At 60.5% G+C, this 14,392-nt stretch carries 12 protein-coding genes; 2 read left to right on the forward strand and 10 right to left on the reverse strand.

Annotation, left to right across the window (positions count from 1 at the left end; all coding sequences use genetic code 11):
• Positions 1 to 57 precede the first annotated feature (57 nt).
• The 7 genes from VSQ83_RS01315 to VSQ83_RS01345 all read right to left on the reverse strand — a co-directional run bounded on the left by VSQ83_RS01315 (position 58) and on the right by VSQ83_RS01345 (position 8,287).
• Entirely contained in the window at positions 58 to 234 is a 177-nt protein-coding gene (locus VSQ83_RS01315) for a hypothetical protein (protein WP_219262847.1), read from the reverse strand.
• Complete coding sequence (locus VSQ83_RS01320) at positions 231 to 1,343, reverse strand: PepSY-associated TM helix domain-containing protein (RefSeq protein ID WP_219262848.1); 1,113 nt, start codon at positions 1,341 to 1,343, stop codon at positions 231 to 233. Before VSQ83_RS01320 ends, VSQ83_RS01315 begins: the two co-directional genes overlap by 4 nt.
• Before the next feature lie 76 nt (positions 1,344 to 1,419).
• Positions 1,420 to 3,855: a TonB-dependent siderophore receptor gene (locus VSQ83_RS01325; RefSeq protein ID WP_326425100.1), complete on the reverse strand. Its 2,436-nt coding sequence runs from the start codon at positions 3,853 to 3,855 to the stop codon at positions 1,420 to 1,422.
• An 89-nt stretch (positions 3,856 to 3,944) separates the two neighbouring features.
• Entirely contained in the window at positions 3,945 to 4,922 is a 978-nt protein-coding gene (locus VSQ83_RS01330; RefSeq protein WP_326425102.1) for a FecR family protein, read from the reverse strand.
• Positions 4,919 to 5,443: an RNA polymerase sigma factor gene (locus VSQ83_RS01335; protein ID WP_326398592.1), complete on the reverse strand. Its 525-nt coding sequence runs from the start codon at positions 5,441 to 5,443 to the stop codon at positions 4,919 to 4,921. Before VSQ83_RS01335 ends, VSQ83_RS01330 begins: the two co-directional genes overlap by 4 nt.
• Before the next feature lie 202 nt (positions 5,444 to 5,645).
• A complete protein-coding gene (locus tag VSQ83_RS01340; protein ID WP_219262852.1) occupies positions 5,646 to 6,356 on the reverse strand; it encodes a 3'-5' exonuclease in 711 nt (236 codons plus the stop codon).
• Positions 6,353 to 8,287 (reverse strand): putative nucleotidyltransferase substrate binding domain-containing protein, encoded by a 1,935-nt coding sequence (locus VSQ83_RS01345; RefSeq protein ID WP_219262853.1) that lies wholly within the window; start codon positions 8,285 to 8,287, stop codon positions 6,353 to 6,355. The genes VSQ83_RS01340 and VSQ83_RS01345 overlap by 4 nt, the downstream gene beginning before the upstream one ends.
• Positions 8,288 to 8,581: 294 nt before the next feature.
• Between VSQ83_RS01345 and VSQ83_RS01350 the strand changes: the two genes are divergently transcribed.
• Positions 8,582 to 9,022, forward strand: a complete 441-nt coding sequence (locus VSQ83_RS01350; RefSeq protein ID WP_326425108.1) for a response regulator — start codon at positions 8,582 to 8,584, stop codon at positions 9,020 to 9,022.
• 73 nt (positions 9,023 to 9,095) lie between these two features.
• Here VSQ83_RS01350 and VSQ83_RS01355 read toward each other — a convergent pair whose 3' ends face one another.
• The gene (locus VSQ83_RS01355; RefSeq protein WP_326398589.1) at positions 9,096 to 11,273 is read right to left on the reverse strand and encodes a malate synthase G; all 2,178 of its coding nucleotides are present in this window, start codon (positions 11,271 to 11,273) and stop codon (positions 9,096 to 9,098) included.
• Positions 11,274 to 11,731: 458 nt separating this feature from the next.
• Between VSQ83_RS01355 and VSQ83_RS01360 the strand changes: the two genes are divergently transcribed.
• A complete protein-coding gene (locus VSQ83_RS01360) occupies positions 11,732 to 12,250 on the forward strand; it encodes a glycine cleavage system protein R (protein WP_019823006.1) in 519 nt (172 codons plus the stop codon).
• Between the two features lie 10 nt (positions 12,251 to 12,260).
• On the opposite strand, the gene rarD is transcribed toward VSQ83_RS01360, so the two are convergent.
• Both rarD and VSQ83_RS01370 read right to left on the reverse strand, forming a co-directional pair.
• Positions 12,261 to 13,148, reverse strand: a complete 888-nt coding sequence (gene rarD / locus VSQ83_RS01365; RefSeq protein ID WP_133075269.1) for an EamA family transporter RarD — start codon at positions 13,146 to 13,148, stop codon at positions 12,261 to 12,263.
• 203 nt (positions 13,149 to 13,351) lie between these two features.
• Entirely contained in the window at positions 13,352 to 14,326 is a 975-nt protein-coding gene (locus VSQ83_RS01370; protein WP_048352320.1) for a serine/threonine protein kinase, read from the reverse strand.
• Positions 14,327 to 14,392: the final 66 nt, after the last annotated feature.

Raw genomic sequence — 14,392 nt, forward strand, 5'->3', positions numbered from 1 at the left:
GCGCTTTAACTGCAAGACCGAGTCGATTGCATCGCAGGCAAGCCAGATCCCGCCTGCTCAGCGCTTGAGCAAACCGCGCACACTGATCCACACCGGGATCCCCAGCCCGATCCAGCTCAAGATGTCCCACGCGCCGTCACCCAGTAGCGCGCTGAACAATCCGGTCACGCTCACAAGCCCAATGGCCAGCGGGATGGAAAACACCTTCCAGAAGTTCGACTGACGCGGCCTCATCGAGCGTTCTCCCTGGCCGCACGTCGACGCACCCACCACAGGTACAAGCCGCTGGCGAGCACCACGATGGTCAGCAGGTCGAGGGCTGCCCAGAGGACTTTCATCGGCATGCCGCCGTAGTCGCCAAAGTGCAGCGGCTGGGACATGCCCATCGCATCCATGTACCACGGCCGTCCGGCCACTGCAGTGACGGCCAGGGTGCTGGCATCGATCAATACCGGTGTCAGCAGGTGCGAGGTCAGGTGCGTGCTGCCTTTCATGAACACGGCGTAATGGTGTTCGCTGGAGAAGCGTGTGCCGGGGAAGGCGATAAAGTCCGGGCGCATGTCGGGCGCGGCTTTTGCGGCGATCTCCAGCAGTTGGCTGGCCGGGGCGAGACGGGTCAGGGGCGGGGCCTCGCGGTAGGGTTCGATCATGGCGCTGAGGCTGTCATTGCGCCAGGCGGCGATGATCAGGTCGGCGCAGGCGCTGATCACGCCGGTCACGCCCACCACCAGGGCCCAGGTCAGGGTCACGGCGCCAAGCAGGTTGTGCAGGTCGAGCCAGCGCAAGCGGGTGGACTTGTCGGTGCGCACCGTCGCGAATTCGTGGCGGCGCATGAAGGGTAGATACAGCACCGTGCCGGAGATGATCGCCAGCACAAACAGCAGACCCATGAAGGCCAGCAGCAGCTTGCCGGGCAGCCCGGCGAACATGTCTACGTGAAGGCGCAGCATGACCATCATGATCCCGCCATTGGCTGACGGAACCTCTATGGCCTCGCCGGTGCGCGCATCGAGCATAAAGGTGTGGGACGAGTTGGGCTCGGTGCCCGCGGTGGCCGCCATGATCGTGAGGACGGCATTGGGTTCGTCTTCTTCCCAGCCGAAGTACTGCATGACCTCGCCAGGCCGATGAGCTTCGGCGGCGCGTACCAGTTGTTGCAGGTCGAGCGTCGGGGTGTCGGAGGGCAGTTCCTTGACCTGCGGCGCATCGCCCAGCAGGTGGTCGATTTCATGGTGAAAAATCAACGGCAAACCGGTCAGAGCCAGCATCAGCAAAAACGCGGTGCAAATCAGGCTGGTCCAGGTGTGGACAAAGGACCAGCGGCGGATGGTTTTGCTTTTCATGAAAATCCTGAATGCGTAAACCCTCTGTGGGAGCGGGCAAGCCCATTCCCACAGGAGTCAGGTGTCCCTTGGCGGGTTACCACTTGTAGTTGACGCTGGCCATTACGTTGCGGCGATCGCCGTAGTAGCAGTAGAAACCGTCGCAGGTCGACAGGTATTCCTTGTCGAATACGTTGTTGGCATTAACCGAGACCGTGGCACCCTTGAGCGTTTTACTGACCTTGGAGAGGTCGTAATGCACGGCTGCGTCGTAGACGGTGTAAGCATCGGTGTGCCCGTAGGAAGCATCCGGCACATAGGCCATGCTGCCGATCGCAATGTTGTCGGTTTCACCAATGTAGCGAGCGCCAAAGCCCACGCCGAAGCCATCCAGCACGCCTTTGTGCCAGGTGTAGTCAGCCCAGATGGACGCCTGATGTTCAGGCGTCAGTGGCAGTGGACGGTTCTTGTCCAGCGGGTCGGACACCTTGGTCATTTTGGTGTTGGCGTAGGTGTAGGCGGCTGTCAGCTTCAGGTTGTCGTTGACGTTGCCCACGGCCTCCAGTTCTACACCGCGTACGTTGGCTTCACCCAGTGGTCGGCTGACACCCAGGGTATCGCTGAGCACAATGTTTTTGCGGGTCAGGTCATACACGGCTGCCGTGAACAGCATCTCGGTGCCGGGTGGCTGGTACTTGAGACCCACTTCGTATTGCTTGCCTGTGCCGGGTTTGAAGGCCTTGCCGCCAAAGCCACCCGGCTCGGCCTGGAACGATTCGGCATAGGAAACGTAAGGTGTGAAGCCTGAATCGAACACATAGCTCAGCGCGGCATTGCCGGTGAAAGCGCTGTCGTCACGTTTGTCGCGAGCGTTGTTTTCGTTGTAGAACGTGGTGTCGGTGTGCAGCCAGTCCTGGCGTCCGCCCAGGGTCAAACGCCAGTTATCCAGCGCCATCTGGTCTTGCAGGTAGAGGCCGGTATCACGGGTTTTCTGGTTGTAGTCGTTATAGGCGGTGTATTGGACGTTGCTGAAGTCTTGCCCGTAGATCGGGTTGATTATGTTGCTGGCCGGGGCAGCGCCGTATTGCCATTTATAGTTGGTGTTGACGCGCTGGTGGTCGAGCCCGATCAGTACCGTGTGCTTGAGGGTGCCGGTGTTGAAGTCCGCCTGGAAGTTGTTATCCACGGCGAATTGACTGATGTCCTCGTTCACGATGTTGGCGCCGCGCTGCAGAGTGCCGTCGTCGGCAACCGAACCGTAATAACCGCCTGCCGTGATGCCCTGGAAGGACAGATCACTTTTGGTGTAGCGCAGGTTCTGGCGGAACTGCCACACATCATCAAAACGGTGCTCAAAGGCGTAGCCGAGTGCGTAGTAGGTTTTGTCGTAGAACTCCCACTTTGGATCACCCAGGTTCTCGTGAAACTTCACCTTGCCCGCTGGTGAGTCCACTTTGGTGCCCTGGATCGGCAAGAACTGGCTGGTGATGCCGGTGTCGTCACGATTGAACTGGCTGAGGAACGTCAGCTTGGTGTCTTCGTTGATGTTCCAGGTCAGGCTGGGCGCGATGTTGTAGCGTTTGTCTTCGTTATGATCGATTGCAGTGTTGCTGTCGCGTACCACGCCGCTGACTCGATACAAGAATTGCCCTTCATCATCAATCGGGCCGGTGCTGTCGAAGCTGATCTGCTTGCGCTGGTAGCTGCCGACTTGTACCTGCACTTCATGGCTTGGGGTGTCTTGCGGGCGACGGCTGACCATGTCCAGCAAGCCGCCAGCAGGTGTCTGGCCGTAAACCGATGATGCCGGGCCACGGAGCAGGGCTACGCGCTCCAGGTCCCAGGTTTCCAGCTTGGGCATGGTGTAGGAACCCTTGGGCAGCGGCAGGCCGTCCAGAAACTGGGTCGGTTCAAAACCACGTACCTTCAGCCACTCCGAGCGGCTGTCGCTGCCGTAACTGCTGGCCGTAACGCCGGGCATATAGCGCACCGCGTCATCCAGGTTCTGCACTGCCCTGTCCTGCATCTGGCTGCGTGTGGCAACGGAGATGGAGCGCGGAGCTTCTGCCAAAGAGGTATCGGTTTTGGTGCCCGACGCTGTGCGCTGGGCCAGGTAGCCATCAACCGGGCCCCAGGCGCTTTCGTAATTGCCCTGGCCAGAGATAGTCGTTGCCTCCAGGGCCAACGCACCCAGGGGGATTTCGATCAGTGTGAAGCTGCCAGCAGTGCCGGGCACCAGCTGCAACCCGCTCCCCTGCAATGCTTCACGCAATGCAGTCGTGGCCTCGAACGTACCTTTGACCGGCGCCGAAGTTTTGCCCGCCAGCAAGGACGAGTCGATGGCCAGGGTGATGCCGGCCTGGCTGGCAATCTGATTCAGGGTGGCCGCCAAGGGTCCGGCGGGCAGGTTGTAGCTGCGCGCAGACGATGCCTGCTCGCCAGCAACCAGAACGGTACTGGTCAACGGGGCGCAGAGGGCGATGGCGATGGCTAACAGGCTGGGGCGCAACAACGTGTCGAGGGAGCGGGACATTCGGCGGGTTCCTGAATGGAAATGTTTCTGATGCCTCTCTGCCGGATGAGAGTTGAAAAGTGATAGGGCTGATTGAAAATAATTTAGATTCAGTTCGCCGACGGCTTGGCGCTGACGGTGATCCACCACGGGGTACGTTGCTCGATACGCACTGGCAAGGTCGGCAGCAAGGCATTGAGCGACCGTTCGATGTTGTTCAGTGGAAAGCTGCCGGTGATGCGCAGGTCGGCGACTTCGGGGCCTACGCCCAGATGGCCGACGTGATAGCGACTGAGTTCGCTGACCATGTCGGCCAGGCGCACGTTGTCCAGCACCAGCATGCCCCGCGTCCAGGCGTCTGCCCCCGGGCTGAGGGTGAGCATCTGGCCCAGGCGGTCGCGGCGCATCAGGACCTGCTGGCCTTCGCTATAGATGATGTGGTCTGCGCTGTTCTCAGGGTGTGCTTCGACTCGCGATTGCAGCACGCTCAGGCGCGTGCCGTCGTCTTCGCGCTTGACCATGAACCGTGTGCCCAGTGCGCGCAGGCTGCCGTCGCGGGTTTGCACGATAAACGGTCGAGGGTCGCCATGGCCGGTCTCAACCATGATCTCGCCTTCCTGCAGGATGATGCGTCGGGTCGTTTCATCAAACTGCACATCGACTGCGCTGTGGGTGTTGAGGTTGAGCAGCGTGCCATCGGCCAGGCGCAACTGGCGTTGTTCGCCGGTGGCGGTGCGCTGGTCGGCCATCCAGTAATCAATGGGCAGGTAGTTTTTACCGGCGAACAAGGCCAGCCCACATACCAGCGCGATACTGGCCAGGCCACTGCCGATTTTGCGCACCTGTCCCTGTGCGCCGTTGCGGGCATTGAGCAAGGCGTTGCGCGCCGGGATGCTGGTAGTGCTGAAGCGCTGATCGAGCATGCCCAGTTGCAGCCACGCGCGGGCGTGTTCTTCGCTGGCGCTGTACCACTTGGCAAATTCGGCCTGCTCCACGGCACTGCCGCTGCCGCAATCCAGGCACAACTGCCAGGCGATGGCGGCGTCCAGCACCTGAGAGGAAACCGGTTTGGTGTTGGCCTGGCTCATGTCGGTTCGCCATACAAGGCGATATAGCACTGGCGGATGCCCTGGGCCAGATACTGGCGTACGCGGGGCACAGACACGCCAAGGCGTTCGGCGATTTCAGCGTGGGTCAGGCCATCCAGACGGCTGTGAAGGAAGGCTGCACGGGACTTGCTCGACAGCTTGCCCAGCAGGCGATCGATGGCCCTGAGGTCTTCAAGGATCAGGTGCTGGGCTTCGGGTGAGGGGTGTTCGGCCTCGGGGATCAGCATCAGCTCGTTGAGCCAGGCCTGCTCCAGTGCCGCGCGGCGAAAATAGTCGAACAGCAGGCCCTTGGCGATGGCCGCCAGCAATGCCCGTGGTTCGCGGGGGGCTTGCAGTCCTGGGCGGCCGAGCAGGCGCACAAAAGTGTCCTGACTCAGGTCTTCGGCCCGCTGCGGGCAGGCCACGTTACGCCGCAACCACGCCAGCAGCCAGCCGCGATGGTCGCGATAAAGCGCTCCAACCAGCTCACTGTGTGGGTTTTGGACTGACGACAAAGACATCACCGACGGCAAGTTTTAACTAACGATAATTATTCGCGATTGTGTCAGAGGGAATGGTCCTACGCAATTGACGCTCATCGGATGGCAGACCGGGAGGGGTAAAAACCATTTTTTGTGGGAGCAGGCTTGCTCGCGATGAAATCGCTGCAGTGTGTCTGATGGACCGGGTTGTTTGAATCGCGAGCAAGCCCGCTCCCACAGATTAAAAACCGTGCATCTGCTTGCGCCGTTGCCACTGGTTCAGCCGCTGTTGCAGGGCCTGGGGGGTGTCGATGCCTTGGGTGCGGGCACGGCTGAACAGGATCAACGCCAGTTCGGCGGTGGCCAGGGCATCTGCGCTGGCGTTGTGGCGGTCTTCGACCTGCAGGTTGAAGTGGTTGATCCATTGATCAAGTCCGGCTTCGCGCAGATTCACCTGGGGACAAAGCATGGGTGCCAGTGCCGCCACATCCAGAAACGGATGCTGCAAGCGGTAGCCCAGGCTGTCCTTGAGGGCACGGGCGAGCATGTGCTGGTCAAACGGCGCATGGAACGCCAGCACCGGGCTGTCGCCAACAAAATCCATGAAGTCGAGCAGGGCATCGACCGGGTCGCTGCCTGCGGCAATGGCGGCAGGCCCCAGCTCATGGAGCAACATGCTGGGGCTCAAGGGGTTGTCGGGGCGCAGCAGGGTGCGTTCAAACCCCTGGCTGAAGTCAATGGCGCCGTCCTCAATGACCACCGCACCGATCGACAGCACTTGGTCGCGATTGAGGTTCAGGCCGGTGGTTTCCAGATCGACCACCACCCAGCGTTGCGTGCGCATGGGTGTCTCGCTCAACCCGCAGGCGGTCGGCAGTCGCAGCAGGCGCTGATGCTGCTCAAGGCTGAGCACCGGTTTTTTGCGTGGCAACAACCATGACAGCAGGCTCATAGCTGATACCGCAGGGCCAGGCTGCTTTGCAGGCGCTGGGCCTGGCGCAGGGCTTCACGCAGGATGCGTCGGTCCAGCTGGTTGAGGCTGTCAGGGTCGACGCGGTTGGAGTACGCACGGTTTTCCCGGGTTTGCAGCTGGTGCTGCTGCATGCGGGTTTGCTGGATGAAGTGATAGGCCTCTTCATAGGCGGCCCCGTCCAGTGGCTCGATCACGTGCAGGGTGACCAGCTGGCGCAGACGTTCCAGGGTATTGTTGGCTTCGACCCCGTTGGCCAGCGCCAGCAAGCGCGCGCCGTCAACGAAAGGCGTGAGGCCCTGGATCTTGAGGTCGAGGGTGGCCTTGTCGCCGCCTTTGCGTTCCAGCACAAACTCACGAAAGCGCCCCACGGGCGGGCGATGACGCAGTGCGTTGTCGGCCATCATGCGCTGGAACAGACGGTTGTCGGCGACCTGTCCAAGCATGCCGCGGCGCAGTTGCTCACAGCCCTGTTCATCGCCCCAGACCACCCGCAGGTCGAAATAAATGGTGGAGGCCAGCAGGTTTTCAGGGGTGGCTTCGCGGATAAATGCGGCAAAACGGCGGGCCCACTCGGCGCGTGACAGGCACAGGTCGGGGTTGCCGGCCATGATGTTGCCCTTGCACAGGGTGAAGCCGCAGGCTGCCAAGTGCTGGTTGATCTGCTGGGCGATGGGTAGCAGGCGCTGGCGAATCTCGGCGGCCTGGGCGTCATCCCTGGCCTCGAACAGAATGCCGTTGTCCTGGTCGGTGTGCAGGGTTTGCTCGCGTCGGCCTTCACTGCCAAAACACAGCCAGGTAAACGGTACGCCGGGGTCGCCCTTGTCAGCCAGCACCAGTTCGATTACCCGGCATACGGTGTGGTCGTTGAGCTGGGTGATGATGTGGGTGATCTGCGTGGAGGACGCACCGTGGGCCAGCATGCGCTCCACCAGTTGGCCGATTTCACCGCGCAGGTTGATCAGGGTATCCAGCCGTGGCGCGTGGCGGATGGTGCGCGCCAGATGGACCAGATCGACCCGTTGCAGAGAGAACAGATCGCGTTCGGACACCACGCCACACAGGCGCTGGTCCTTGACCAGGCACACGTGGGCAATGTGCCGTTCAGTCATGGCGATGGCGGCGTCGAAGGCGCTGTTATCCGGGCTCAGGTAGAACGGGTCGGGTGTCATGTGCAGTTCGATGGCTTGCGCAAAATCCTCAATGCCATTGGCCACCACCTGACGCAGGTCGCGCAGGGTGAAAATCCCCAGGGGCGATTTGTGTTCGTCGACGATCACAATGCTGCCCACTTGCTGTTCGTGCATCAGCCGTACGGCTTCGCGCAGCGAGACGGTGGGCGCACAGGTCACAGGGTGGCGCATGGCCAGTTCGCCCAGGCGGGTATTGAGCGAGTATTGGGTGCCCAGGGTTTCAGCCGCTTTTTGCTGAACCTGCTGATTGACCTTGTCGAGCAGGCTGCTGACGCCACGCAGGGCAAAGTCGCGGAACTCGTCGGACAGGCCAAACAGTTTGATAAATGCGAGTTTGTTCAGTTGCAGGCAAAACGTGTCTTCGGCGGCGCGGTGTTCAGTGCGGGTGGCGCGCTCGCCCAGCAAGGCGGCAAGCGGGAAGCACTCGCCAGCGGTGATCTCGAAGGTGGTCTGGGCTTCTTCGCGGCCCACGTGGGTGCGCTCGCCCACCACACGGCCCTGCTTGACGATATAGAAGTGTTCCACCGGGCCGTCGGTCGGTCGGATGATGCTTTCGCCGGGGGCATAGAAGCGCAGTTGGCACTGCTCGACCAGATACGCCAGGTGAGTGTTTTCCATTTGGTTAAAGGGCGGGAATCGCTGCAAAAACTGCATGGTGCCGTGAATGTTCTGTAGCACCGCGGTTTTCCCTGCCTGGAGAAACGCATCCGATTTACTCATTACTGATACCGCGTTGTTGGTGGTTAACCGTTGTTGTTATGACCGGACAGGGCTTCGCCCCATGGCGTACTTCTATCCCTCATGCTCGGCGGTCTGCACGCGGGTGCCCATTGGACGTAAGTCTATGGGGCCAGGGTTCTGAGACGGCTTTCAAAAAGGCGGACAGGTTTTTGTACATTATTTGTACTGCAAGGCTTGGAAATGCGAATGGCTAAGTGCACATTGGCGGATGGTCAGGGATAACCGACTACGCTCTTAGGATATTTCGCCGACAAGTTTGCTTTAGAGAAACATATGACTGAGCACGACATTTTGACTGACGCCGAACGTGAGGCCTTGAAAGAGGTCATGCTGACCCCTGCTTCGGCTTCATCATGTGTGTTGATTGTTGAGGACGATCCAGTGGCTCGGGAGTTGTTGGCGGAGCTTCTGGAACTCAATGCAATCGAAAGCCTCACGGCCAGCAATGAAGAGCAGGCGCTGGCGCTGTTGGCATCGGACAAGCCGATTAACCTGATGATCACCGATTTACGCATGCTGCCCCACGATGGCTTGCACTTGATTCGCAAAGTGCGCGAGTCGGATCAGGCCACCTTGCCGATTATCATCATGTCGGGGGGTGCGAGTGTGCGCGATGCCATCGATGCCATGCATCTGCATGTGGTGGACTTTCTGCTCAAGCCGATTGATACCGCCAAGTTGCTCAAGCTGATCCGTCAGGAACTGGGGATCTAGGGCTTGCTGCGGGAAGGTGGGTCAAGGCAATAAAAAAAGCCCCGAATGTTCGGGGCTTTTTTATCGTGACGGGTTACAGGCCGTTTTTGGCCTTGAACTCGCGACGACGACGGTGCAGTACCGGCTCGGTGTAGCCGTTTGGCTGCTGGGTGCCTTCGATCACCAGTTCGATGGCCGCCTGGAAGGCGATGTTGCTGTCGAAGTTTGGCGCCAGCGGACGGTACAGCGCGTCGTTGGCGTTTTGACGATCGACCACAGGCGCCATGCGCTTGAGGCTTTCCAGGACCTGGGTTTCGCTGACGATGCCATGACGCAGCCAGTTGGCGATGTGCTGGCTGGAAATACGCAGCGTGGCACGGTCTTCCATCAGGCCGATGTCGTTAATATCCGGCACCTTCGAACAACCTACGCCCTGGTCGATCCAGCGCACCACGTAGCCCAGGATGCCCTGGGAGTTGTTGTCCAGTTCGTTCTGGATCTGTTCCGGCGTCCACTGGGGGTTCACTGCCAGCGGGATGGTCAGGATATCGTCCACCGACGCAGGGGCGCGCTTGGCCAGTTCGGCCTGACGGGCGAACACGTCAACCTTGTGGTAATGCAGCGCGTGCAAGGCGGCGGCGGTCGGCGATGGCACCCAGGCGGTGTTGGCACCGGCCAGCGGGTGAGCGATTTTCTGCTCCAGCATCGCGGCCATCAGGTCGGGCATGGCCCACATGCCTTTGCCAATTTGCGCACGGCCTTGCAGGCCAGTGCTCAAGCCGACATCGACGTTGTTGTTTTCGTAGGCCGAAATCCACTTCTCGGCTTTCATGTCGGCCTTGCGCACCATCGGCCCGGCTTCCATCGAGGTATGAATCTCATCGCCAGTACGATCCAGGAAACCGGTGTTGATGAACACCACGCGCTCGCTGGCAGCCTTGATGCACGCCTTGAGGTTGATCGTGGTGCGCCGCTCTTCGTCCATGATCCCGACTTTGAGCGTGTTGCGTGGCAACTTGAGTACGTCTTCGATACGGCCGAACAGCTCGTTGGTGAACGCGGCTTCTTCAGCGCCGTGCATCTTCGGTTTGACGATGTAGACCGAACCGGTGCGGCTGTTGCTGCGCGTGGCCTTGCCGTTGAGGCTGTGGATCGCGGCCAGGCTGGTCAGCAGGCCGTCGAGGATGCCTTCGGGTACTTCGTTGCCGTCCTTGTCGAGGATCGCATCGATGGTCATCAGGTGACCCACGTTGCGTACGAACAACAGCGAGCGGCCGTGCAGGCTGACGGTACCGCCATTTGGCGCGGTGTACTCGCGGTCCGGGTTCATGGTGCGGGTGAAGGTTTCGCCGCCCTTGGACACCTGTTCGCTGAGGTCGCCTTTCATCAGGCCCAGCCAGTTGCGGTAGATCACCACCTTGTCATCGGCATCAACGGCGGCAACCGAGTCTTCGCAGTCCATGATGGTGGTCAGGGCCGCTTCCATCAGCACGTCTTTGACGCCTGCGGCATCGGTCTGGCCGACAGGGCTTGCGGCATCGATCTGGATTTCGAAGTGCAGGCCGTTGTGCTTGAGCAGCACGGCGGTCGGTGCCGCGGTTGAGCCGTGGTAGCCGATCAGTTGCGCGGTGTCGCGCAGGCCGGTGCTGGCGCCGCCCTTGAGGGTGACCTGCAAGGCGCCGTCAACGATGGCGTAGCCGGTGGAGTCAACGTGAGTGCCGCTGGCCAGAGGCGCGGCTTCGTCGAGAAAGGCGCGGGCGAAGGCGATGACCTTGTCGCCGCGAACCTTGTTGTAGCCGCGACCCTTGGTGGCGCCATCGGCTTCGCTGATGGCATCGGTGCCGTACAGCGCGTCGTACAGCGAGCCCCAGCGGGCGTTCGAAGCATTGAGGGCAAAGCGCGCATTCATGACCGGCACGACTAATTGCGGGCCTGCCATGCGGGCGATTTCGTCATCGACGTTTTGTGTCGTTGCCTGGAAATCTGCGGCTTCTGGCTGCAGATACCCAATATCCTGGAGGAAGGCTTTATAAGCCACGGCGTCATGGGCCTTGCCGGCCTGAGCCTGGTGCCAGGCGTCGATCCGCGCCTGCAAATCATCGCGTTTGGCGAGCAGTGCTTTGTTCTTGGGTGCCAGGTCATTGATGACCTTGTCGGCACCGGCCCAGAACTGATCGGCGGTGAGGCCGGTACCGGGGATAGCTTCGTTGTTTACGAAGTCGAACAGGACTTTGGCGACCTGCAGGCCACCGACGTGAACGTGTTCAGTCATTGCTTGCCTCACTCATTTTTATTTAAAGCCTGGAGCGCTTCTTAAAACCCCGCGTGGCTCATGCTGGCGGGGTTGGACGGGGTACAGCAGACACCTTGGCGGACCATGTTGCAAGTTATGTAGTGGTCGCCGAGGCATACTACATGATCAATTGCAGATGTGAAAATCAGACCAATCACGTCGTTCTGCGACCGTTTTTACGCTATCGGTCACACAGAAGAACAGGATGTTCTCAAGAAACATGCAGGTTGTTCCAGATAATTCTAAAAACAGTACACAATTTAATGCTTGGCGATCGGGTTTTATCTGTGTAGTCGCTGCCGAAGGCTGCGAAGGGTTGCGGAGCAACCCGTTTTCCATAGAGCGACACAACCCGCTTCGCAGCCTTCGGCAGCGACTACGGGCATTTGATGGCGGCCTATACTCATTCGATCCCCCCAACAAGAGAGACCCCCGCCATGAACCATCTTGTGATTACGGTGTTTGCCCAGGACAAGGCCGGGCAGGTCGAGCGCATTGCTCAATGCATCGCCGAGCATGGCGGTAACTGGCTGGAGAGTCGAATGTCGCGCATGGCCGGGCAATTTGCCGGAATCCTGCGCGTGGGTGTGCCCGCCGAAGCTCACGATGAGCTGGTCGATGCGTTGCAGCATCTGGGCAAGGAAGGGATTCGGGTGTTGATTGCCGAAAGCGGCATCGAGCAGTCCTGCACCTGGAAGCCCATCGCCATGGAGCTGGTGGGCAACGACCGCCCCGGCATTGTGCGCGACATCACCCGGGTGCTGACGGAGCAGGGCGTGAGTCTGGAGCGGCTGGTGACAGACGTGCGGCCCGCGCCGATGAGCAACGAGCCGCTGTTTCATGCCGAGGCCATTTTGGCGGTGCCCCTGACCTTGTCCCTGGATGTGCTGCAAAAACGTCTGGAAACCCTGGCGGATGAGCTGCTGGTGGATTTGAAGTTCAGCACCGAGGAGTAACGTCGCCGGTTCAGCTGCGCTTGCGCAGGCTGAACCAGGCATCGAGGCTGTACACCACCAGGCCGGCCCAGATAAATGCAAAGGCGATCAAGGTGCTTTCGGACAAGTGCTCGCCGTAAACCGATACCGCCAGAATCAAGACCAGCGTCGGCGCGATGTACTGCATAAAGCCCAGGGTTGTGTAGGGCAGATGCCGTGCGGCGGCGTTGAAACACACCAGGGGTATCAGTGTGGCCGGGCCTGCGGCGACCAGCAACCAGGCCTCTGAGGTGCTCCAGAAGTCGGCATGGGCGCTGTTGGCCTCGGGGTGCAGCAGCAACCAGACGATGGCCACCGGGACCAGAATCCATGTTTCGACCACGAGCCCCGGCAATGCCTTGACCGGGGCCTGTTTGCGGATCAGCCCGTAAAAACCAAAGCTCAGTGCCAGCGCCAGGGACACCCAGGGCAGACTGCCCACTTGCCATACCTGTTGTGCCACACCGACAACGGCCAGGCCCACTGCAATCCACTGCAGGCGGCGCAGGCGTTCCCCCAGCAACAACATGCCGAGCAATACGTTGACCAGTGGGTTGATGTAGTACCCCAGGCTGGCTTCGAGCATGCGGTCGTTGTTCACGGCCCACACATACGTCAGCCAGTTGGCGGCAATCAGCAGGCCACTGAAGGTCAAAACGCCAATGCGTTTGGGGTTGTCGCGCAGTTCCTGCCACCAGCCGGGGTGTTTCCACACCAGTAGCAACAGTGAACCGAACAACGCGGACCAGAGCACCCGGTTCACGATGATTTCGGCAGCCGGAACGCTGGCCAGCAGTTTGAAGTAGAGCGGGAAAAGGCCCCAGATGACATAGGCCGTGAGGCCTAAAATATACCCGCGACGCGGGTTTGCGGCTTGCATGCAGAATCCTTGCTTAGGCAACTAACAGACACGGAAGAAGCTGTGAGTGTAAGCAGGTTTTGCAGGCGTGTCCTGTGTGAGGCGGGACGTTTTCTGTAGTCGCTGCCGAAGGCTGCGAGGGGTGGCCGGCGCTCCCGGGAAAACGGGTTGCTTCGCAGCCCTTCGCAGCCTTCGGCAGCGACTACAGTGTTCACCCGGCTTTCTTAAAACAGCTTCAGCGGCTCTTCATTCAATGCCGAAAGCTGCTCGCGCAATGCCAGGATCTGGTCGCCCCAATAACGCTCGCTGCCAAACCACGGGAAGCTGTGGGGGAAGGCCGGGTCGTCCCAGCGCCGAGCCAGCCAGGCGCTGTAGTGCATCAGGCGCAAGGCGCGCAGCGGCTCGATCAGCGCCAGTTCGCGGGGGTTGAAGTCATGGAACTCGCTGTAGCCGTCCATCAGCTCTGACAGCTGGCCCAGGCATTCCTGGCGATCCCCGGCCAGCATCATCCACAGGTCCTGCACTGCAGGGCCCATGCGGCAATCGTCGAGGTCGACGATATGGAACACTTCGTCGCGGCACATCATGTTGCCGGGGTGGCAATCGCCGTGCATGCGGATGTTGGTGTGGGGGGTGGCGGCGTAGACGTCTTCGACCCGCTTGAGCAGGTCGCGGGCGACGGACTCGTAGGCCGGGAGCAGGCTGCGCGGAATGAAGTTGCCTTCAAGCAGGGTGGTCAGCGAGTCGTGACCGAAGTTTTTCACCCCCAGTGCTTCGCGGTGCTCGAACGGCTTTGTCGCGCCTACGGCATGCAGGCGACCGAGCAGTTGCCCGAGGCGATAAAGCTGGTCGAGATTGCCCGGTTCTGGCGCGCGGCCACCTCGGCGTGGAAACAGGGTGAAGCGGAAACCTGCGTGTTCGAACAGGCTTTCACCGTTGTGAATCATCGGTGCGACCACCGGGACATCAAGCTCGGCCAGTTCGAAGGTGAAACGGTGTTCTTCGAGGATGGCTTCGTTGGTCCAGCGCTGCGGTCGATAGAATTTGGCGATCAGCGGTTCCGAGTCTTCGATACCTACCTGGTACACGCGATTTTCGTAGCTGTTGAGCGCGAGCACACGGGCGTCGCTCAGGAAACCGATGCTCTCGACGGCGTCGAGCACCAGATCAGGGGTAAGTGTTGCAAACGGATGAGACATGCTGACTCCTGCGCGCAGCAGGCTGCCGCGTCCGGCCATGCATGTTAGCGCAGACCGGGGTATGGA

Source organism: Pseudomonas sp. DSV-1, from assembly GCF_035830915.1.
GTDB lineage: Bacteria > Pseudomonadota > Gammaproteobacteria > Pseudomonadales > Pseudomonadaceae > Aquipseudomonas.

What these genes read in the sequence shown, in the direction of transcription:
- VSQ83_RS01360 (WP_019823006.1), top strand. Translation starts at nt 11,732, where the DNA reads ATGAACCATCTTGTGATTACGGTGTTTGCCCAGGACAAGGCCGGGCAG.
- VSQ83_RS01330 (WP_326425102.1), bottom strand. Translation starts at nt 4,922, where the DNA reads ATGAGCCAGGCCAACACCAAACCGGTTTCCTCTCAGGTGCTGGACGCC.
- VSQ83_RS01345 (WP_219262853.1), bottom strand. Translation starts at nt 8,287, where the DNA reads ATGAGTAAATCGGATGCGTTTCTCCAGGCAGGGAAAACCGCGGTGCTA.
- VSQ83_RS01355 (WP_326398589.1), bottom strand. Translation starts at nt 11,273, where the DNA reads ATGACTGAACACGTTCACGTCGGTGGCCTGCAGGTCGCCAAAGTCCTG.
- VSQ83_RS01370 (WP_048352320.1), bottom strand. Translation starts at nt 14,326, where the DNA reads ATGTCTCATCCGTTTGCAACACTTACCCCTGATCTGGTGCTCGACGCC.
- VSQ83_RS01325 (WP_326425100.1), bottom strand. Translation starts at nt 3,855, where the DNA reads ATGTCCCGCTCCCTCGACACGTTGTTGCGCCCCAGCCTGTTAGCCATC.
- rarD (WP_133075269.1), bottom strand. Translation starts at nt 13,148, where the DNA reads ATGCAAGCCGCAAACCCGCGTCGCGGGTATATTTTAGGCCTCACGGCC.
- VSQ83_RS01335 (WP_326398592.1), bottom strand. Translation starts at nt 5,443, where the DNA reads ATGTCTTTGTCGTCAGTCCAAAACCCACACAGTGAGCTGGTTGGAGCG.
- VSQ83_RS01340 (WP_219262852.1), bottom strand. Translation starts at nt 6,356, where the DNA reads ATGAGCCTGCTGTCATGGTTGTTGCCACGCAAAAAACCGGTGCTCAGC.
- VSQ83_RS01350 (WP_326425108.1), top strand. Translation starts at nt 8,582, where the DNA reads ATGACTGAGCACGACATTTTGACTGACGCCGAACGTGAGGCCTTGAAA.
- VSQ83_RS01320 (WP_219262848.1), bottom strand. Translation starts at nt 1,343, where the DNA reads ATGAAAAGCAAAACCATCCGCCGCTGGTCCTTTGTCCACACCTGGACC.
- VSQ83_RS01315 (WP_219262847.1), bottom strand. Translation starts at nt 234, where the DNA reads ATGAGGCCGCGTCAGTCGAACTTCTGGAAGGTGTTTTCCATCCCGCTG.